Source organism: Pseudomonas antarctica (genome assembly GCF_900624995.1).
GTDB classification, from domain to species: domain Bacteria; phylum Pseudomonadota; class Gammaproteobacteria; order Pseudomonadales; family Pseudomonadaceae; genus Aquipseudomonas; species Aquipseudomonas antarctica.
On the sequence record NZ_UYXQ01000006.1, the window covers coordinates 40,408 to 59,832 of the forward strand.

Genomic DNA, 19,425 nt, shown 5'->3' on the forward strand with positions numbered 1-19,425 from the left:
CGATTGGGGATCAGAGCAGCACCACGTCGTATTGTTCCTGGGAATACATGGTTTCGACCTGGAAGCGAATCGTGCGCCCGATAAAACCCTCCAGTTCAGCGACATTGCCAGACTCTTCGTCCAGCAACCGATCGACCACTTTCTGGTTGGCAAGCACTCTATAACCTTCGGCTTGATAGGCGCGTGCCTCCCGTAAGATTTCCCGGAAAATCTCGTAGCAAACCGTTTCCGGGGTCTTCAACTTACCGCGCCCCTGGCAACTGCTGCAGGGTTCGCAAAGCACTTGCTCGAGGCTCTCGCGGGTACGCTTGCGCGTCATCTGCACCAGGCCAAGCTCGGTGATGCCGATGATGTTGGTTTTGGCGTGATCGCGCTCCAGTTGCTTCTCGAGGGTCCGCAGCACTTGGCGCTGATGCTCTTCGTCTTCCATGTCGATGAAGTCGATGATGATGATGCCGCCCAGGTTGCGCAGGCGCATCTGGCGGGCAATGGCGGTGGCCGCTTCGAGGTTGGTCTTGAAGATGGTCTCTTCGAGGTTGCGGTGACCGACAAACGCGCCCGTGTTGACGTCAATGGTGGTCATGGCCTCCGCCGGATCCACCACCAGATAGCCGCCGGACTTGAGCGGTACTTTGCGCTCCAGGGCTTTCTGGATTTCGTCTTCCACGCCATACAGGTCGAAGATTGGCCGCTCGCCAGGGTAGTGCTCCAAGCGGTCAGCAATTTCCGGCATCAGTTCGGCGACAAACTGCGTGGTGCGCTGGAAGGTTTCCCGCGAGTCGATGCGAATTTTCTCAATCTTCGGGCTGACCAGATCACGCAGGGTACGTAGCGCCAGGCCAAGGTCTTCATAGATCACACTGGGCGCGCCGATGGTTTTGATCTGTGCGCCGATCTGGTCCCACAGGCGGCGCAGGTAACGGATGTCCATGAGGATTTCATCCGCGCCAGCACCTTCTGCGGCGGTGCGCAGAATGAAGCCACCCGCTTCCTTGATGCCCTCGGCAGCCACGCAGTCGCTGACCACCTTTTTCAGGCGCTCGCGCTCGGCTTCGTCTTCGATCTTCAACGAAATGCCGACATGGGCAGTACGCGGCATGTACACCAAGTAGCGCGAAGGGATCGACAACTGAGTCGTCAGGCGCGCGCCCTTGGAACCGATGGGGTCCTTGGTGACTTGCACCACCAGGCTCTGCCCCTCATGCACAAGCGCGCTGATGCTTTCAACCGCTGGGCCTTCGCGCAGGGAGATTTCCGAAGCATGGATAAACGCGGCGCGGTCCAGGCCAATATCGACGAATGCCGCCTGCATCCCAGGCAGCACGCGCACCACTTTGCCTTTATAAATATTGCCGACAATGCCGCGCTTCTGTGTGCGCTCGACGTGCACTTCTTGCAGAACACCGTTTTCTACCACCGCCACGCGCGATTCCATCGGCGTGATATTGATCAGAATCTCTTCACTCATGGCTGGGTCTCGTTCAGGCGTTTTCACAATAGTGACCGATCGCTTAAGGCTTGGCGCGCAAGTAAGGCGTTCAGCGCGCGGTAAGGTTTTGCCAACAGGGTATGCCGAATTGCTCGAGCAGTTGCGCGGTTTCGCACACCGGCAGGCCAACCACGGCGGAGTAGCTGCCATTGAGCCCGGCGACAAACACCGACCCGAGCCCTTGGATAGCATAGCCGCCGGCTTTGTCCTGAGGCTCGCCACTGTGCCAGTAGGTTGTAGCCTCCTCGGCAGAAATCCCGCGAAACCGTACGCGACTGCTTACACATCGAGTTTCGCAGCGCTCGCCGTCGGTGAGAGCAATGGCCGTGAGCACTTCATGTTCACGCCCTGCCAAGGTCGTCAGCATGGCCAGGGCATCCGCTTGATCCACCGGTTTGCCGAGGATCTGATCATCCACGATCACAGCCGTGTCGGCGCCTAAAACGCAGGCGCCCGCCGTTTTTTCAAGCGCCGCAAAACCCGCCGTGGCCTTGCCGCGCGCAAGGCGTTCGACGTAGGCAACAGCGGATTCGTTTGTAAGAGGAGTTTCATCAATCGCGGCGCTGACCACGGTGAAGGGCACACCGATCTGAGTCAGCAGTTCACGCCGCCTTGGGGAGCCCGAGGCCAGATAAAGCGAATTCATTCCAGACTCTCCCTGTAGGGTTCGATAACCAGGCAGAGCCTCGCAATCCATTCAATTGATTTTATAGCGACGAAGTAGCCCACGCAGACCAAAACTGACCCATGGCCACAGCAATGCACTGACCAGTGCCGGCAGCACCAACGCCAGGGTCGGCTGGCGGTTACCGGTCAATGCACTGAGCCACAGTTGCACCAACTGCGCCAGGCCGAAGATCACCAGGATCACCAAGCACTGCTGCCACATCGGGAACATACGCAACCGCTGCTGCAATGACAGCACCAGAAAGGTAATCAGGGTCAAGATCAACGCGTTCTGGCCCAGCAAGGTGCCATAGAGCACATCTTCCGCCAAGCCCAGGCACATCGCTGTGACCATCCCGACTTTGTGCGGCAAAGTCAGCGACCAGAACGCCAGCAGCAAGGCCAGCCATAAAGGACGCAGGATTTCCATGAATTGCGGCAACGGCGAAACGCTGAGCAGCAAGCCGATGGCGAACGTCAGCCAGACGATCCAGCCATTGTGCGAAGAATGAGTACCAGCCATTATTCCTCCCTCTGCCGCGTAGCTGCCGGGGTGGCAGCAGCAGGCGGTTTAGCCGCGGGGCTAGTGGCGGTTGGCGCCGGTGGTTTGGCTGCAGCCGGTTTAGCTGGGCGCGTGCTGTGAACCGCAGGCTTGACTGGCGTCGCCACTGGCGCTGTCGGGGCGGGTGTAGGCGCCGGCGGCCCCACGAACGCCGGTTTTGGCACCGTGGCAGGAATAATCGGCGTGGCGCCGTTCTGTTTGTCTTCCGCTTCCTGCGCCTGGGCCGCATCGTTGGCACGCTCCTCCGGCGTGCGGTTGTCGCTGAAGACCAGCAGCAGGTAACGGCTGCGGTTCAAGGCGGCAGTCGGCACGGCACGTACAATGGCGAAGGGCTGGCCGGAATCGTGGATCACTTCCTTGACTGTCGCCACCGGGTAACCCGCCGGGAAGCGCTGGCCCAAGCCCGAGCTAACCAGCAGGTCACCTTCCTTGATGTCGGCAGTGTCCGCCACATGACGCAATTCCAGACGCTCCGGGTTGCCGGTGCCGCTGGCAATGGCACGCAAGCCGTTGCGGTTCACCTGCACGGGGATGCTGTGAGTCGTGTCCGTCAACAACAATACACGCGAGGTGTAGGGCATCAACTCGACCACCTGGCCCATCAGGCCACGGGCGTCGAGCACCGGCTGACCGAGGACCACACCGTCGCGCTCACCTTTGTTGATGATGATGCGGTGAGTAAACGGGTTAGGGTCCATGCCGATCAACTCGGCCACTTCGACCTTCTCGTTGACCAGTGCGGAGGAATTGAGCAACTCACGCAGCCGAACGTTCTGCTCGGTGAGGGCCGCCAGCTTTTGCATGCGCCCCTGCAACAGCAGGTTTTCAGTCTTGAGTTTTTCGTTCTCGGCGACCAGCTCGGTGCGGCTGCCGAATTGGCTGGCCACGCCCTGGTAGAGACGTTGCGGCAGGTCGGTGATCCAGTAAGTCTGCATCAACACCAGCGACATCTGGCTACGCACGGGCTTGAGCAGTGCAAAGCGGGCATCGACCACCATCAGCGCGACCGAAAGCACGACCAGCACCAATAAGCGCACGCCCAATGAGGGGCCTTTGGCGAAAAGCGGTTTAATAAGCCGCTCCTCCCAGGCAAATGTTCTCTTTATTCATACGGCATCAAACCGGCCTGGATGCAGATTGAAGAAGATAAACGCCAACAGGCAGCACTGCAAAGTGCTGCCTGCGGGCGAAGCATGAACCCTCCAAGCGATCTTATTCGCTGGAGAGCAGGTCCATGGTGTGTTTATCCATCATTTCCAGTGCACGGCCACCGCCACGGGCGACGCAGGTCAGCGGGTCTTCGGCGACGATCACCGGCAGACCGGTTTCCTGGGCCAGCAGCTTGTCGAGGTCACGCAGCAAGGCGCCGCCACCGGTCAGCACCAGGCCACGCTCGGCGATATCGGAAGCCAGTTCCGGCGGCGATTGCTCCAAGGCACTCTTCACGGCCTGAACGATGGTAGCCAGGGACTCTTGCAGAGCTTCCAGCACTTCATTGGAGTTCAAGGTGAAAGCACGTGGAACGCCTTCGGCCAGGTTGCGACCGCGAACATCGACTTCGCGAACTTCGCCGCCCGGGTAAGCGGTGCCGATTTCCTGCTTGATGCGCTCGGCGGTGGATTCGCCGATCAGGCTGCCGTAGTTACGACGCACATAAGTGATGATCGCTTCGTCGAAGCGGTCGCCGCCTACACGGACGGATTCGGCATACACCACACCGTTCAGGGAAATCAGGGCGATTTCAGTGGTACCACCACCGATATCCACCACCATCGAACCGCGCGCTTCCTCAACCGGCAGGCCGGCACCGATCGCAGCAGCCATCGGCTCCTCAATCAGGAACACTTCACGGGCACCGGCGCCAAGGGCCGATTCACGGATGGCACGACGCTCAACCTGGGTGGACTTGCACGGAACACAGATCAGCACACGAGGGCTGGGCTGCAGGAAACTGTTTTCGTGAACCTTGTTGATGAAGTACTGCAGCATCTTCTCGCAGACACTGAAGTCGGCGATCACGCCGTCTTTCATCGGACGAATGGCGGCAATATTGCCTGGTGTTCGGCCGAGCATGCGCTTGGCCTCGGTGCCAACGGCAACGACACTTTTCTGATTACCATGGGTCCGAATGGCCACAACCGATGGCTCATTCAGAACGATACCGCGCTCGCGCACGTAAATAAGGGTGTTGGCAGTGCCCAGGTCAATGGAAAGATCGCTGGAAAACATGCCACGCAGTTTCTTGAACATGGGGAAAGGACCCTAGGCAACGCGTGGGTAAAAAAGTGCGGCAAACTCTAACAACGACAGGGATTTTGGGCAAGGCGCCAATGTGCTAAATTGGCCGACTTTCTGTGCACCAACCCCCACAATCGCGGCCATATGACCGTAGAAATGCGGTAGTGTTCCGACAATCTAACACACGGACGCCCTCCGTTCTGTTTTCCACTGGAGAATCCCATGGCGCTTGAACGCTCCGACGTGGAAAAAATCGCTCACCTGGCCCACTTGGACCTGGTTGAAGCCGATCTTCCACAGACCACCGCAGCCCTGAACAGCATTCTCGGGCTGGTTGACCAAATGCAAGCCGTGAATACCGACGGTATCGAGCCCCTGGCTCACCCGCTGGAAGCCAGCCAGCGCCTGCGCGCAGACGTTGTAACCGAGCGTAATAATCGCGAGGCCTACCAGTCCATCGCGCCAGCGGTCGAAAACGGCCTGTACCTGGTTCCGAAAGTCATCGACTAAAGGGAAAGAGCCTTTCATGCATCACATGACTCTGGCCGAGATCGCCCGCGGTCTCGCCGACAAAAAGTTTTCCTCCGAAGAGCTGACCAAGACCCTGCTTGCGCGCATCGCCGAGCACGACCCCAAGGTCAACAGCTTCATCAGCCTCACCGAAGCACTGGCGCTGAGCCAGGCCAAGGCCGCCGACGTACGTCGCGCCAACGGTGAGAATGGCGCGCTGCTGGGCGCACCGATTGCCCACAAAGACCTGTTCTGCACCCAGGGCATTCGCACCAGCTGCGGCTCGAAGATGCTCGACAACTTCAAGGCGCCGTATGACGCCACCGTAGTGTCCAAGCTGGCTGCCGCCGGGGCCGTGACCCTGGGCAAAACCAACATGGACGAGTTCGCCATGGGGTCGGCCAACGAGTCGAGCTACTACGGCGCGGTGAAAAACCCGTGGAGCCTGGAACACGTGCCCGGCGGTTCGTCGGGTGGCTCGGCCGCCGCCGTTGCCGCGCGCTTCCTGCCGGCTGCTACTGCAACCGACACTGGCGGTTCCATCCGTCAGCCTGCTGCCTTCACCAACCTCACCGGCTTGAAGCCGACCTACGGTCGCGTTTCCCGTTGGGGCATGATCGCCTACGCGTCCAGCCTGGATCAGGGCGGCCCCTTGGCACGCACTGCCGAAGACTGCGCAATATTGTTACAAGGTATGGCCGGGTTCGATAAACAGGACTCCACCAGCATTGATGAGCCCGTGCCGGACTACAGCGCCAGCCTGAATACGTCGATCAAAGGCCTGCGCATCGGCGTGCCAAAAGAGTATTTCAGCGCCGGTCTCGACCCGCGTATCGCCGAATTGGTGCACAACAGCATCAAAGCGCTGGAAAAGCTCGGCGCCGTGATCAAGGAAATCAGCCTGCCGAACAACCAGCACGCGGTGCCTGCTTACTACGTGATCGCACCGGCAGAAGCCTCTTCCAACCTGTCGCGTTTCGACGGCGTACGTTTCGGCTACCGCTGTGAAAACCCGAAAGACCTCACCGACCTGTACAAACGCTCCCGGGGCGAGGGCTTTGGTGCCGAAGTACAACGCAGGATCATGGTCGGTGCCTACGCCCTGTCGGCCGGCTACTACGACGCGTACTACCTCAAGGCGCAAAAAATCCGTCGCCTGATCAAGAACGACTTCATGGCTGCGTTTGAAGAAGTCGACGTGATCCTCGGCCCAACCACGCCGAACCCGGCCTGGAAGATCGGCGCCAAGACCGGCGACCCGATCGCCGAGTACCTGGAAGACCTGTACACCATCACCGCCAACCTCGCGGGCTTGCCGGGCTTGTCCATGCCCGCCGGTTTCGTCGATGGCCTGCCGGTCGGCGTGCAATTGCTCGCTCCGTATTTCCAGGAAGGCCGCCTGCTCAATGTGGCGCACCAGTACCAGTTGAACACCGACTGGCACACTCGCACCCCTACCGGCTTCTGAGGAGAACACTATGCAATGGGAAGTTGTGATCGGGCTGGAGATTCATACCCAGCTCGCCACCCAATCGAAGATTTTCTCCGGTAGCGCCACCACGTTCGGTGCAGAACCCAACACCCAGGCCAGCCTGGTTGACCTGGGCATGCCCGGCGTATTGCCGGTGCTGAACCAGGAAGCGGTGCGCATGGCAGTAATGTTCGGCCTGGCGATTGACGCCGAGATCGGCCAGCATAACGTGTTTGCGCGCAAGAACTACTTCTACCCGGACCTGCCCAAGGGCTACCAGATCAGCCAGATGGAATTGCCGATTGTCGGCAAAGGCTACCTGGACATCCCGCTGGAAGACGGCACGATCAAACGTGTCGGCGTGACCCGCGCGCACCTGGAAGAAGACGCCGGCAAAAGCCTGCACGAAGAATTCCCGGGCGCTACCGGCATCGACTTGAACCGTGCCGGCACGCCGCTGCTCGAGATCGTTTCCGAACCGGACATGCGCAACGCCAAGGAAGCCGTGGCCTACGTCAAGACGATCCACGCGCTGGTGCGTTACCTCGGCATCTGCGATGGCAACATGGCCGAAGGCTCGCTGCGTTGTGACTGCAACGTGTCGATTCGCCCAAAAGGCCAGGTCGAGTTCGGCACCCGCTGCGAGATCAAGAACGTCAACTCGTTCCGCTTCATCGAGAAGGCGATCAACAGCGAAGTTCGGCGCCAGATCGAGCTGATCGAAGACGGCGGCAAGGTAATCCAGCAAACCCGCCTGTACGACCCGAACAAAGACGAAACCCGCGCCATGCGCAGCAAAGAGGAAGCCAACGACTACCGTTACTTCCCCGATCCTGACCTGTTGCCGGTGGTGCTTGAGGACTCGTTCCTCAATGACGTGCGCGCCACCCTGCCGGAGCTGCCGCAGCAAAAACGCGAGCGTTTCCAGGCGCAGTTCGGCCTGTCGGTCTACGATGCCAGCGTGTTGGCGTCCAGCCGTGAACAAGCCAACTACTTTGAAAAAGTCGTGAGCATCGCCGGCGACGCCAAACTGGCGGCCAACTGGGTGATGGTTGAGCTGGGCAGCCTGTTGAACAAACAGGGCCTGGAAATCGACGAAGCGTCGGTGACCGCCGAGCAACTGGGCGGCATGCTGCTGCGCATCAAGGACAACACCATCTCCGGCAAAATCGCCAAGACGGTGTTTGAAGCGATGGCCAGCGGTGAAGGCACTGCCGACGACATCATTGAAAAGCGCGGCCTCAAGCAAGTCACCGACAGCGGCGCAATTTCGGCCGTACTCGATGAGATGCTGGCGGCCAACGCCGAACAGGTCGAGCAATACCGTGCGGCAGACGAAGCTAAGCGCGGCAAGATGTTCGGCTTCTTTGTCGGCCAGGCAATGAAAGCCTCCAAAGGCAAGGCCAACCCGCAACAGGTGAACGAACTGCTGAAAAGCAAGCTCGAAGGCTGATAGCGGTGAATGGTCCGAATGGGCTTTCATGCCCAGCTCGGACCCCTTGTGAGAGCGGGTTTGTGTGGGAGGGGGCTTGCTCCCTGCCACACAAACCCGCTGCCACATTTGTAATGGGGACTGACTTAAAATGAAGCGTCTACTCGGCCTCCTGGCCCTGTTCTCCCTGTTGGCTGGTTGCGCCAGCGGCCTCATCGACCCCAACGGCTACGACGAAACCGGCACCGCCTCCTATTACGGCGCCAAGCACCATGGCAAGCGAACCGCCAGCGGTGAACCGTTCAACCAGAACGCTTTGACCGCCGCCCATCGGCGCCTGCCCTTCGGTACCCAGGTCCAGGTGACTAACCTGGACAACAACAGATCCGTGGTGCTACGCATTAATGACCGCGGCCCGCATACCCGTGGGCGCCTGATCGACGTTTCACGCAAGGCTGGCGAACAACTCGATATGCTGGGCAGCGGCACTGCCCGGGTTCGCGTGCAAGCCATGAGCAACTAAGCAAGGGAGCTTTGGCCATTTCCGCATTAACCGCCCTCTCGCCTTTGAGTCTGCTCGAATTAGTCAGCGGCTTGCTGCTGCTGATCGTCGGCGCCGAAATCCTCGTGCGCGCCGCCGTGCGTCTGGCGGCCAGCCTCAAGGTGCGGCCACTGATCATCGGCTTGAGCATCGTTGCCTTCGGCAGCAGCGCGCCGCAGATGACCGTCAGCCTGCAGGCCACCCTGGCCGGCAGTACCGATATCGCCGTGGGCAGCGTGATCGGCAGCAGCATCTTCAACATCCTCGTAACCTTAGGCCTGTCCGCGCTGATCATTCCACTGCGGGTGTCGCGGCAACTGGTGCGCCTGGACATCCCGGTGATGATCTTCGCCGCCCTGCTCGTGTTTACCCTCTCGGCCAATGAACAACTGACGCCCGCTGACGGCCTGTTGCTGCTCGCAGCCCTGGTGGCCTACCTCGGCGTCTTGCACTACCAGACCCGCCATTCCCGCCGCCCGCGCACACTGGACACCGTGGCCAGCGCGCCCTGGCTGAGCTGCGTATTGCTGATGCTGGGCGGGTTGCTGATTCTGGTGCTGGCCGGGCATTTGCTGTTGGCCGCAGCGGTGGATGTAGCGAGCGATTTGGGCTTGTCGGAGCGTATCGTCGGCTTGACGTTGATCGGCGTGGGTACTTCGCTGCCGTGCCTGGCCACCTCGCTGATTGCCGCTCTGCGCGGCGAGCGCGAAATTGCCGTGGGCAACGTGATCGGCAGCAGCCTGTTCAACCTGCTCGGGGTACTGGGGTTTACCGCCCTGGTGGCGCCCTCGCCGCTGTCGGTGTCGCCCAACGCCTTGGACTTCGACCTGCCGGTGATGCTCGGCGTCATTGTGTTGTGCCTGCCGGTGTTTTACACCGGCTACCGGGTCACCCGTGCCGAAGGCCTGGTGTTTCTGGGCCTGTACCTGGCGTATGGGCTGCATGTGGTGTCGTTCACCTTCGGCATGCCGCTGGCCACCAAGCTTGAGCAATTGATGCTGTATTACGTACTGCCAGCGCTGGTGGCGTTCCTGTTGTTCACCTCGCTGCAAGCCTGGCGCCGCCAACACAAGAGGGAATCGCAATGAACGATCAGAAAAAGCCCGGGGTTGAAATGCGTCGTCAGGTCATGGGCGATGTGTTCGTTGATCGCGCTCTGGGCAACGCCACCGAGTTCACCCAGCCGCTGCAGGATTTCGTCAACGAACATGCGTGGGGCAGCGTGTGGAACCGCGAGGGTTTACCCTTAAAGACCCGCAGCCTGATTACCCTCGCCGCCCTCACGGCCCTCAAATGCCCGCAAGAGCTCAAGGGCCACGTGCGTGGCGCGCTGAACAATGGCTGCACAGTGGAAGAGATTCGCGAAGCGCTGCTGCATTGCGCGGTCTATGCCGGCGTGCCGGCGGCGATTGATGCGTTTCGGGCGGCTCAGGAAGTGATTGAGGCGTATCAGGCAGATAAGCAGTGACTGTTAGATAGCTTTCACGAGCACGCCCGCTCACACATTTGAATGTATTCACAGATCAAGATGTGGGGGTGGGCTTGCTCGCGAATGGCCTTCAAAACCGCCGTAAAACTCAGCTCCAACCACCCGCCTGCAACACAAAGATCCCGATGTTCGTGGTCACCGCCGCCATCAACGTAGTCATCACGATAATCGCCGCCGCCAGCTCATGGTTGCCCTGCGCAGCCCTGGCCATGACGAAACTCGCCGCCGCAGTCGGTGCGCCGAAATACAGAAACAAAATCCCCAGTTCCGGCCCTCTGAAGCCCAGCAGCCAGGCGCCTAGCGTCGCGAATACCGGCAGGCCAATCATCTTCACCAGGCTGGCACTCAGGGCCATGCTGCCGCTTTTGCGCAAGGCCGCCAGCGACAAGGTGCCGCCGATGCAGATCAGTGCCAACGGCAAAGTCATGTCTGCCAGGTACTGCCCGGACGACTCCAGCCACCCCGGCAGGCCGATCTTGAAAATCGCGAACGGTGCGGCCACGATCACGCTGATGATCAACGGGTTGGCTGCCACGCTTTTGAAGATGCTCCACGGGTCGGACTTGATCACCGGGCTGTACACCGCCAGCACGATGGTCGACAGCGTGTTGTAGAGCAGGATCACCAACGCCGCGAGGATTGCGCCGAGGGAGATGCCATAGTCGCCGTACATACTGGCCGCCAGCGCCAGGCCGATCACGCCGTTGTTACCGCGAAACGCGCCTTGGGTGTAGATGCCGCGGTCTTCGGGCGGGCATCGAAAGATCGCCCAGCCCCAGGCCAGGGCAAAGCTCAACAGCGTGGCAACGGCAAAGTAGATCAGCAAACCCGGCTTGAGCGCCGAGTGCAGGTCGGCGTGCAGGATGCCGAGGAACAGCAGCGCCGGCATGGTGACGTTGAACACCAGGGACGAAGCGGTGTGGATAAAGTTGTCGTTGATCCAGTTGATGCGCTTGAGCAGCACACCCAGGAACAGCATGGCAAACACCGGCGCGGTGATGGTGAGGGTGGTGAGGAAGATAGCCAGCATGCCGGGGAAAACCTTGGTGAGCGTCATCAGGTGGCTAATGATAAGCCATGCAGCCCTGCGGCGTCTGATTGGAGGCCTTCGTGAGCAAGCCCGCTCCCACACTAGACCGAGTTCCAGCATGAGCGTGCGGTCGAATGTGGGAGCGGGCTTGCTCGCGAAGCAGGCGACTGGGTCTCAAGTAATCGGCGCAGGGTTAAACAATGTGATGTCGTTATGCAGCTTGTGATGCTCCGCCCACGTCTGCTTTTTACCGCTGGCCACATCCAGGTAGAAGTGAAACAACTCCCAACCCAACTCCTCGATGCTCGCGCGCCCGGTCGCAATACGCCCGGCGTCGATATCGATCAAGTCGGGCCAGCGCTGCGCCAATTCCGTACGCGTCGAGACCTTCACCACCGGCGCCATTGCCAGACCATACGGCGTGCCACGCCCAGTGGTGAACACATGCAGGTTCATCCCGGCCGCCAGTTGCAAGGTGCCGCACACAAAGTCACTGGCCGGCGTCGCGCAAAAGATCAGGCCTTTGCGCTTGAAACGCTCGCCCGGGCCAAGCACGCCATTGATCGCGCTGCTGCCGGATTTGACGATGGAGCCCAAGGACTTCTCGACAATGTTCGACAAGCCGCCCTTCTTGTTACCCGGCGTGGTATTGGCGCTGCGATCTGCCTCGCCTTTGGCCAGGTAACGGTCGTACCAGTCCATCTCGCTTACAAGCGCTTGGGCAACTTCTTTGCTTTCAGCGCGCGATGTGAGCAGGTATATCGCATCACGCACTTCAGTGACTTCGGAAAACATCACCGTTGCCCCGGCCCGCAGCAGCAGATCCGAGGCGTACCCCAGCGCCGGGTTAGCGGTAATGCCGGAAAACGCATCACTGCCGCCACACTGCATGCCCAGGATCAGCTCCGACGCCGGCACGGTTTCGCGGCGGCGCTGGTCGAGTTTCCTCAAGCGCACCTCGGCCAGCGCCATGATCTGATCGATCATCTCGGTAAAACCGTGGCTGGAGTCCTGCAACCGATACAGCCACGGCTCGCTCAGGTCGACGGAGCTGTCGTTGTCATGCATCACCTGCCCGGCCTGCAACTTCTCGCAGCCCAGACTGATCACCAGCGCCTCGCCGCCCAGGTTCGGGTTGCGCGCCAGGTTGCGCACCGTACGAATCGGGATATACGCATCCGTCGCGGTGATCGCCACGCCGCAGCCGTAGCTGTGGGTCAGCGCCACCACGTCATCGACGTGCGGGTACTTGGGCAGCAACTCCTCCTTGATGCGCTTGACCGCATGGTCCAGCACGCCGGTGACGCACTGCACCGTGGTGGTGATGCCAAGGATATTACGCGTGCCCACAGTGCCGTCGGCGTTGCGGTAACCCTCAAACGTGAAGCCTTCCAGCGGCGCCTGGGTTTCAGGCACTTCGGTGGACAGCGGCAAGCTGTCCAGCGGTGGCGCGGTGGGCATGCGCAGTTGGTCTTCCTGCACCCAACTGCCACGCGGAATCGGCGCCAGGGCGTAACCAATGGTCTGGCCGTAGCGAATGATCTGACCGCCTTCGGGAATATCTTCCAGGGTCACCTTGTGGCTTTGTGGGATGAAATCCACGGTCACCAGGCCGTCCGGAAACGTGGTCCCGGCCGGTACGCCTTGGTCGTTGACCACGATCACCACGTTGTCGCGCGCGTGCAAACGGATCGAGCGCGGCGAGTCGGCATGTTCAATCAACTGCATTACGTCGCCCTCAGGAATGCGCTTCGGTAAGTTGGGTCAGCTCAGGCCCTTTGCTGCTTGGCGGCTCTTTTAGCACCACGCGCTTGATCGGGCCAACAATGACCAGATAACTGAACACAGCCACCAGCGCGTTGGCACCGACGAACACCAGGGCCCATTTGAATGAGCCGGTGGTGCTGATGATGTAACCGATCACGATAGGGGTGCTGATGGACGCCAGGTTGCCGAACATATTGAACAAGCCGCCACTGAGGCCAGCGATTTGTTTCGGCGAGGTGTCGGACACCACCGCCCAACCCAGTGCGCCGACGCCTTTACCGAAGAAAGCCAAGGCCATGAAGCCCACCACCATCCATTCGATATCCACGTAGTTGCACGCCACGATGCTGCACGACACCAGCAACCCACCAATGATCGGCGCCTTGCGCGCGAACGTCAGGGAATGGCCTTTGCGCAGCAGGTAGTCGGAAATCAACCCGCCCAACACCCCGCCGATAAACCCGCAGATCGCCGGCAGCGAGGCAATGAAGCCGGCCTTGAGAATCGTCATGCCACGCTCCTGCACCAAGTACACCGGGAACCAGGTGAGGAAAAAATAGGTGATGCCGTTGATGCAGTACTGGCCCAGGTACACGCCGAGCATCATGCGATTGGTCAGCAACTGGCGGATGTAGTCCCACTTCGGGCCGTCGGCTTTCTGGCCCTTGGCCTTGTCTTGATCCATATCGACCATCGCACCGTTCTCAGCGATGTACTTGAGTTCGGCCTCGTTGATCATCGAATGCTGGCGGGGGCTGTGGATAAGTTTCAGCCAGATCAGCGAGAACAGGACGCCGATACCGCCCATCACGATAAACACGTGCTGCCAGCCAAAGGTATAGACGATCCAACCCATCAGCGGTGCAAACAGCACCGTGGCGAAGTACTGCGCCGAGTTAAAGATCGCGGAGGCGGTGCCACGCTCAGCCGTAGGAAACCACGCTGCAACAATACGGGCATTTCCAGGAAACGACGGCGCTTCAGCCAAGCCCACCAAAAAGCGCAGCATGAACAGCGCAACAATCGCGGTGGAAACCCCGAACTCACCGACATAGCCTTGCAGCACGGTGAACAGCGACCAAGTGAAGATGCTCAGGGCGTAGACTTTTTTCGATCCGAACCGGTCCAGCAGCCAGCCACCGGGAATTTGCCCAGCCACATAGGCCCAACCGAATGCGGAAAAGATATAACCGAGGGTGACCGCGCTGATACCCAGGTCTTTTTGCAGGCTGGAACCGGCAATGGCGATAGTGGCCCGGTCGGCGTAGTTGATCGTGGTCACCAGAAACAGCATAAGCAGGATCAAATAGCGGACGTGAGTCGGCTTGGTCGCTTGCATGAAGATGTACTCCCACTAATTATTTTTTTTGCGGGTAATGGTTTTGTTGTATGTAGACATCGTTTCATGTGGGAGCTGGCTTGCCTGCGATGGCCTCACCTCGGTGTGACTGGCACACCGAGGTGACTGCATCGCAGGCAAGCCAGCTCCCACACAAGCCTGTGCCTATCGGGGCGTTTCCTACGAACCGATGTAGGCGGTCTTCACCACGGTGTAGAACTCTTGCGCGTAGCGACCCTGCTCGCGCGAACCATAAGACGAGCCCTTACGGCCACCGAATGGAACGTGGTAATCCACGCCGGCAGTCGGCAGATTGACCATCACCATCCCGGCCTGGGAATGACGCTTGAAGTGGTTGGCATACTTCAGCGACGTGGTGGCAATGCCCGCCGACAGGCCGAACTCGGTATCGTTGGCCATGGCCAGCGCCGCCTCGTAATCCGCCACGCGCACCACGTTGGCCACCGGGCCGAAGATTTCTTCACGGCTGATACGCATGGCGGCTTCGCTGTCGGCAAACAGCGTTGGCGCCAGGTAGTAGCCTTCGGTGTCGCATGTCACCAAGCCACCACCGCTGACCAGTCGCGCACCTTCGCTTTGGCCGATGTCGATGTACTTCAGGTCCTGATCCAACTGGGCCTGGGAAACCACCGGGCCGATGTCGGTGCCGCTTTTCAGCGCGTGACCGACTTTGATCGACTTCATGCGCTCGGCCATGGCCGCGACGAACTGGTCGTGAATACCGGCCGTGACGATCAAGCGGCTGGACGCAGTGCAACGCTGGCCGGTGGAGTAGAACGCGCTCTGTACGGACAGCTCGACAGCCTGTTTGAGGTCGGCGTCGTCGAGGATGATCTGCGGGTTCTTGCCGCCCATTTCCAACTGCACTTTGGCCTGGCGCGATACGCAACTGACGGCGATCTGACGCCCCACGCCGACCGAGCCGGTAAAGCTGATGCCGTCGACTTTCGGACTGTTGACCAGCACGTCGCCGACCACACGACCGCTGCCCATCACCAGGTTGAACACACCGGCAGGAAAACCGGCGCGGGAGATAATTTCGGCCAGGGCCCAGGCGCAACCTGGCACTAATTCGGCCGGCTTGATCACCACGCAGTTACCGTAGGCCAGGGCCGGGGCGATTTTCCAGGCGGGGATCGCGATCGGGAAATTCCACGGGGTGATCAAACCGACCACACCCAGGGCTTCGCGGGTCACTTCAACGTTGACGCCCGGGCGCACCGACGGCACGTAGTCACCAGACAGGCGCAGGCATTCACCGGCGAAGAACTTGAAGATGTTACCGGCGCGGGTCACTTCGCCGATGGCTTCGGGCAGGGTCTTGCCCTCTTCCCGGGCCAGCAGGGTGCCGAGCTCTTCGCGGCGGGCGAGGATTTCGCTGCCGACTTTATCCAGGGCGTCGTGACGAGCCTGGATGCCGGACGTCGACCAAGCCGGGAAAGCGGCGCGGGCTGCATCGATGGCGGCGTTGACTTGGGCTACGTCAGCCTTGGCGTATTCGCCAATGACATCGGACAACTGCGACGGGTTGATGTTGTTGCAGTAGTCGGTACCGACCACCCACTCGCCGTTGATGTAGTTTTCAAAACGTTTGGCATGGGACATACATATTCTCCTAACGCAAAAGGCCGCTGATCGCTCAGCGGCCTTGTTGATAAGTTACTGCGGACCTTGCTTGTCGATCAGCGCGGCCAGGGCATCGTATTCTTCCGGCAGCAGGTCGGTCAGCGGCGTGCGCACCGGGCCTGCGTCATAGCCGGCGATTTTTGCACCGGCCTTGACGATGCTCACGGCATACCCGGCTTTACGGTTGCGGATATCGAGGTAAGGCAGGAAGAAGTTGTCGATGATCTTGCCGACGGTAGCGTGATCGTCCTTGGCAATCGCGTGGTAGAAGTCCATCGCGGTTTTCGGAATGAAGTTGAACACCGCCGAGGAGTACACCGGCACGCCCAGGGCCTTGTAGGCTGCAGCGTAAACCTCTGCAGTCGGCAGGCCGCCGAGGTAGCTGAAGCGGTCACCGAGGCGACGGCGGATCGAGACCATCAACTCGATGTCACCCAGGCCGTCTTTATAGCCGATCAGGTTCGGGCAGCGCTCAGCCAGGCGTTCCAACAAGGGCGCGGTCAGGCGGCAGACGTTGCGGTTGTAGACCACCACGCCGATCTTCACCGACTTGCACACCGCTTCCACATGAGCAGCAACCCCGTCCTGGCTGGCTTCGGTCAGGTAATGCGGCAGCAGCAGCAAGCCCTTGGCGCCCAGGCGCTCGGCTTCCTGGGCGTACTCGATAGCCTGTCGGGTCGAACCACCGACACCGGCGAGGATTGGTACGCTGGTGGCGCAGGTATCAACAGCGGTCTTGACCACTTGGGAGTATTCGCTGGCGGCCAGGGAGAAAAACTCACCGGTGCCGCCGGCGGCGAACAAGGCCGTGGCGCCGTAAGGGGCCAGCCATTCCAGGCGCTTGATGTAGCCGGCCTGGTGAAAGTCACCCTGCGCATTGAAATCGGTCACAGGGAAAGACAGCAGACCGTGGGAGAGGATGGACTTCAGTTCTTGTGGATTCATTATTCGAACACCCTGGGCGAAGACTTTCTGTCGAAAGGTTGTTGTTAGTTTTGACGATGTCGTACGTCATCGTACAACTATAAAAAGATTCGTCAACTGCAATTCATCGGGCTTCATCTGCGGCTAAGTGTTTAAACGTGGCTTCTTGACGTAGGACTTTTTTCCTCTATGATCGACACAACTGTATATATATACAGTTATTAAGGAAGAATCCTACGACATAGCAAGGAGCTAACATGTCAGGTCTTGAACTCGCAGCACCCGAAAAAATCCCACCGGCCCTGCGCTTCGAAGGCGGGGAACACACCGCCATCGGCGATGAAACCCTGCTGCGTTTCGTCAAAGACGCCCCGGCGATTCCAGCGCACCAAGTCGAGCTGCACTTGCCCAACGGGCTGGCACTGACCTACGGCCAGGTGATCGCCCTGGGCGGCGACTTCTATGGCATTCCCGGCCAACCCATCAGCGACGGCGCCTCCCCCGCCGAGCGTGTGCAACGCTTTAGCGCTGCGTTCAACTCGTTGGCCGTGCTACCAGCCTCGCGGGAAGAGGCCGCAAAAATCCTCGCGGTCATGCAAAAGGAGATCAACGCAGTCAAACAGGCGATCAAGGACGGCAAGCAACCCCATGAAGCCTATGACGCGCTGGGTGATACGTTGTCCGAGGAATGGAACCGCATCACCGGCGGCGGCAGTGCGGTGTCCGCATTGATTCCGCTGGGGCGCTATCTGAAATTGGCGGCAGACAACGCCGACCACTTTGGCGAGTGGGCGCTGTCTGCCTATCTGGCCGGCCATGCGGCGGCGCTGCAACAGGCCGTGGTGGCGCATCAAACCGGCACCGACCTGGCACTGGAATTGGCCTACGCCATGAACAGTTTTGCTGATCACTTTTTGACCGACCTGTTTTCCGCCGGCCACCTGCGCGTCCCGCGTAAACAATTGGCGGCCTTGGTGACGCCAGGGGAATTGGGCTCGCTGATCAGCCGCTTTATGCACGATGAAGACAGCAAATTCGGGCTCAAGGTGCGCAACGCCAAGGGTGATCAATGGCATGCCTATGGGGATAAACGCTACTTCGACGCCATCGACGCGGACAATCGGGCGATGGTCAAACGTGCGGTGCAGGCATCGGCGGATGAGATCTTCGAGACCTTTATCAGTGGTGTCGCGCCCTCCCCGGCCAACTTCAAGGCGCCGCTGTATGTGCCGGATCTGAACGCGGCGCAGAACCCTGCGAATAACTTCTCGCCGCTGTTCAAGATGGAAGGCGACAAAGTGCTGCGCCGCAAGGACGTGAATGACCTGAACGACAAGCACTGGACCAATGATTGGTGGGGCTGGAGTACGTACCTGCTGCTCAAGGACTACAAGCCAAACCAACCTGCGAGCTAAGTAGGTTTGATCAGCGCTGCGCTTGTGCCTCTTCATGGGCATGGCGCAGCCGTTCGCGGCTGTTAGTCAGATGCAAGCGCATGGCCGCGCGCGCCGCGTCCGAATCCTGGCGAGCAATCGCCTCATAAATCTCTTCGTGTTCGCGGCTCAGGCGTCCCATGTAGTGCTGCTGGTCATCATGGGCCAGGCGCGCTGAATTCAAGCGCGTACGCGGAATGATGCTGGTGCCCAGGTGGGTCATGATGTCGGTGAAGTAGCGGTTGCCGGTGGACAGCGCAATTTCCAGGTGGAACGCGAAGTCTGACGCGACAGCATCGCCAGCGTGGGCGGCGCTTTCATTCAAGGCGTCGAGGGCAGCACGCATGGCGGCCAGCTGTTCGTCGCTACGACGTAAGGCCGCGAGGCCGGCGGATTCAACTTCCAGGCTGATACGCAGCTCCAGAATCGCCAGCACATCACGCAGCGTCACCACCGTGGCCGGGTCAATCCGGAAGCCGCTGGGGCTTGGCGTGTCCAATACAAAGGTGCCGATACCGTGGCGGGTTTCCACCTGCCCCGCCGCCTGCAAACGCGAGATGGCTTCACGCACCACGGTGCGGCTGACCCCATGCGCTTCCATGATTGCGGATTCGGTAGGCAACTTGTCGCCGCGTTTGAGTTGGCCGTCGCGAATCTGCTCGGACAACACCGTGACCAATTCCTGGGCAAGGCTGCGGCGCTTGCGGGGAAGACGAGGGGCGGTGTTGGCATTTTCCATGATGAATCCATCTTTCTCGGCGAACTTGAGCCCGCATCATAGCCCATGGCGGTTGTACGATCACCGTCCGGTCGCGACTTTCACCCACATCCTTCGCGCAAAAAAATGCCCCGACACAAGTCGAGGCATTTTTCAGGCTCACCCTAGG

18 protein-coding genes are annotated in these 19,425 nt (G+C 60.1%); 7 read left to right on the plus strand and 11 right to left on the minus strand.

Annotated features, from left to right (window positions below; all coding sequences use genetic code 11):
- Positions 1-10: 10 nt before the first annotated feature.
- The 5 genes from rng to mreB form a co-directional block, all read right to left on the minus strand.
- A complete protein-coding gene (gene rng / locus E0F99_RS06370) occupies positions 11-1,468 on the minus strand; it encodes a ribonuclease G (protein ID WP_053254407.1) in 1,458 nt (485 codons plus the stop codon).
- A gap of 70 nt (positions 1,469-1,538) precedes the next feature.
- On the minus strand, positions 1,539-2,135 hold the full coding sequence (locus tag E0F99_RS06375; protein ID WP_083360142.1) for a Maf family protein: 597 nt from the start codon (positions 2,133-2,135) through the stop codon (positions 1,539-1,541).
- Between the two features lie 51 nt (positions 2,136-2,186).
- Complete coding sequence (gene mreD / locus E0F99_RS06380; protein ID WP_083360143.1) at positions 2,187-2,678, minus strand: rod shape-determining protein MreD; 492 nt, start codon at positions 2,676-2,678, stop codon at positions 2,187-2,189.
- On the minus strand, positions 2,678-3,742 hold the full coding sequence (gene mreC, locus E0F99_RS06385; protein ID WP_408003453.1) for a rod shape-determining protein MreC: 1,065 nt from the start codon (positions 3,740-3,742) through the stop codon (positions 2,678-2,680). Before mreC ends, mreD begins: the two co-directional genes overlap by 1 nt.
- Before the next feature lie 187 nt (positions 3,743-3,929).
- Positions 3,930-4,967, minus strand: a complete 1,038-nt coding sequence (mreB, locus tag E0F99_RS06390; RefSeq protein ID WP_002555108.1) for a rod shape-determining protein MreB — start codon at positions 4,965-4,967, stop codon at positions 3,930-3,932.
- 210 nt (positions 4,968-5,177) lie between these two features.
- Here mreB and gatC point away from each other — a divergent pair, with 210 nt between their 5' ends.
- The 6 genes from gatC (at position 5,178) to E0F99_RS06420 (ending at position 10,377) form a co-directional block, all read left to right on the plus strand.
- Positions 5,178-5,465, plus strand: a complete 288-nt coding sequence (gatC, locus tag E0F99_RS06395) for an Asp-tRNA(Asn)/Glu-tRNA(Gln) amidotransferase subunit GatC (RefSeq protein WP_083360145.1) — start codon at positions 5,178-5,180, stop codon at positions 5,463-5,465.
- Positions 5,466-5,481: 16 nt separating this feature from the next.
- Positions 5,482-6,933: an Asp-tRNA(Asn)/Glu-tRNA(Gln) amidotransferase subunit GatA gene (gatA, locus tag E0F99_RS06400; protein ID WP_083360146.1), complete on the plus strand. Its 1,452-nt coding sequence runs from the start codon at positions 5,482-5,484 to the stop codon at positions 6,931-6,933.
- Between the two features lie 10 nt (positions 6,934-6,943).
- Entirely contained in the window at positions 6,944-8,389 is a 1,446-nt protein-coding gene (gene gatB / locus E0F99_RS06405) for an Asp-tRNA(Asn)/Glu-tRNA(Gln) amidotransferase subunit GatB (protein WP_083360147.1), read from the plus strand.
- Positions 8,390-8,519: 130 nt separating this feature from the next.
- Positions 8,520-8,891, plus strand: a complete 372-nt coding sequence (locus E0F99_RS06410; protein WP_083360148.1) for a septal ring lytic transglycosylase RlpA family protein — start codon at positions 8,520-8,522, stop codon at positions 8,889-8,891.
- A gap of 50 nt (positions 8,892-8,941) precedes the next feature.
- On the plus strand, positions 8,942-9,997 hold the full coding sequence (locus tag E0F99_RS06415; RefSeq protein WP_173667161.1) for a calcium/sodium antiporter: 1,056 nt from the start codon (positions 8,942-8,944) through the stop codon (positions 9,995-9,997).
- Positions 9,994-10,377, plus strand: coding sequence for a carboxymuconolactone decarboxylase family protein (locus E0F99_RS06420; protein ID WP_083360149.1), 384 nt, complete (start codon positions 9,994-9,996; stop codon positions 10,375-10,377). Before E0F99_RS06415 ends, E0F99_RS06420 begins: the two co-directional genes overlap by 4 nt.
- Positions 10,378-10,486: 109 nt before the next feature.
- Here the strand turns inward: E0F99_RS06420 and E0F99_RS06425 are convergent, their stop codons facing one another.
- From E0F99_RS06425 to kdgD, 5 genes are all read right to left on the minus strand, one after another.
- The gene (locus E0F99_RS06425; protein ID WP_083360150.1) at positions 10,487-11,428 is read right to left on the minus strand and encodes an AEC family transporter; all 942 of its coding nucleotides are present in this window, start codon (positions 11,426-11,428) and stop codon (positions 10,487-10,489) included.
- 174 nt (positions 11,429-11,602) lie between these two features.
- A complete protein-coding gene (garD, locus tag E0F99_RS06430; protein ID WP_083360151.1) occupies positions 11,603-13,156 on the minus strand; it encodes a galactarate dehydratase in 1,554 nt (517 codons plus the stop codon).
- Between the two features lie 10 nt (positions 13,157-13,166).
- Complete coding sequence (locus E0F99_RS06435) at positions 13,167-14,534, minus strand: MFS transporter (RefSeq protein ID WP_083360152.1); 1,368 nt, start codon at positions 14,532-14,534, stop codon at positions 13,167-13,169.
- Between the two features lie 180 nt (positions 14,535-14,714).
- Positions 14,715-16,160 carry an aldehyde dehydrogenase family protein gene (locus tag E0F99_RS06440; RefSeq protein WP_083360153.1) on the minus strand — a complete coding sequence of 482 codons (1,446 nt, stop codon included), beginning with the start codon at positions 16,158-16,160 and terminating at the stop codon, positions 14,715-14,717.
- 54 nt (positions 16,161-16,214) lie between these two features.
- Positions 16,215-17,126: a 5-dehydro-4-deoxyglucarate dehydratase gene (gene kdgD / locus E0F99_RS06445; protein ID WP_083360154.1), complete on the minus strand. Its 912-nt coding sequence runs from the start codon at positions 17,124-17,126 to the stop codon at positions 16,215-16,217.
- 236 nt (positions 17,127-17,362) lie between these two features.
- On the opposite strand from kdgD, the gene E0F99_RS06450 reads away from it, so the two are divergent.
- Complete coding sequence (locus E0F99_RS06450) at positions 17,363-18,520, plus strand: phospholipase (protein WP_083360155.1); 1,158 nt, start codon at positions 17,363-17,365, stop codon at positions 18,518-18,520.
- 10 nt (positions 18,521-18,530) lie between these two features.
- On the opposite strand, the gene E0F99_RS06455 is transcribed toward E0F99_RS06450, so the two are convergent.
- A complete protein-coding gene (locus E0F99_RS06455) occupies positions 18,531-19,277 on the minus strand; it encodes a FadR/GntR family transcriptional regulator (protein ID WP_083360156.1) in 747 nt (248 codons plus the stop codon).
- Between the last annotated feature and the right edge of the window lie 148 nt (positions 19,278-19,425).

Coding starts and splice junctions, on each gene's coding strand:
- rng (WP_053254407.1), bottom strand. CDS start 1,468: ATGAGTGAAGAGATTCTGATCAATATCACGCCGATGGAATCGCGCGTG.
- E0F99_RS06375 (WP_083360142.1), bottom strand. CDS start 2,135: ATGAATTCGCTTTATCTGGCCTCGGGCTCCCCAAGGCGGCGTGAACTG.
- mreD (WP_083360143.1), bottom strand. CDS start 2,678: ATGGCTGGTACTCATTCTTCGCACAATGGCTGGATCGTCTGGCTGACG.
- mreB (WP_002555108.1), bottom strand. CDS start 4,967: ATGTTCAAGAAACTGCGTGGCATGTTTTCCAGCGATCTTTCCATTGAC.
- gatC (WP_083360145.1), top strand. CDS start 5,178: ATGGCGCTTGAACGCTCCGACGTGGAAAAAATCGCTCACCTGGCCCAC.
- gatA (WP_083360146.1), top strand. CDS start 5,482: ATGCATCACATGACTCTGGCCGAGATCGCCCGCGGTCTCGCCGACAAA.
- gatB (WP_083360147.1), top strand. CDS start 6,944: ATGCAATGGGAAGTTGTGATCGGGCTGGAGATTCATACCCAGCTCGCC.
- E0F99_RS06410 (WP_083360148.1), top strand. CDS start 8,520: ATGAAGCGTCTACTCGGCCTCCTGGCCCTGTTCTCCCTGTTGGCTGGT.
- E0F99_RS06420 (WP_083360149.1), top strand. CDS start 9,994: ATGAACGATCAGAAAAAGCCCGGGGTTGAAATGCGTCGTCAGGTCATG.
- E0F99_RS06425 (WP_083360150.1), bottom strand. CDS start 11,428: ATGCTGGCTATCTTCCTCACCACCCTCACCATCACCGCGCCGGTGTTT.
- garD (WP_083360151.1), bottom strand. CDS start 13,156: ATGCAGTTGATTGAACATGCCGACTCGCCGCGCTCGATCCGTTTGCAC.
- E0F99_RS06435 (WP_083360152.1), bottom strand. CDS start 14,534: ATGCAAGCGACCAAGCCGACTCACGTCCGCTATTTGATCCTGCTTATG.
- E0F99_RS06440 (WP_083360153.1), bottom strand. CDS start 16,160: ATGTCCCATGCCAAACGTTTTGAAAACTACATCAACGGCGAGTGGGTG.
- kdgD (WP_083360154.1), bottom strand. CDS start 17,126: ATGAATCCACAAGAACTGAAGTCCATCCTCTCCCACGGTCTGCTGTCT.
- E0F99_RS06450 (WP_083360155.1), top strand. CDS start 17,363: ATGTCAGGTCTTGAACTCGCAGCACCCGAAAAAATCCCACCGGCCCTG.
- E0F99_RS06455 (WP_083360156.1), bottom strand. CDS start 19,277: ATGGAAAATGCCAACACCGCCCCTCGTCTTCCCCGCAAGCGCCGCAGC.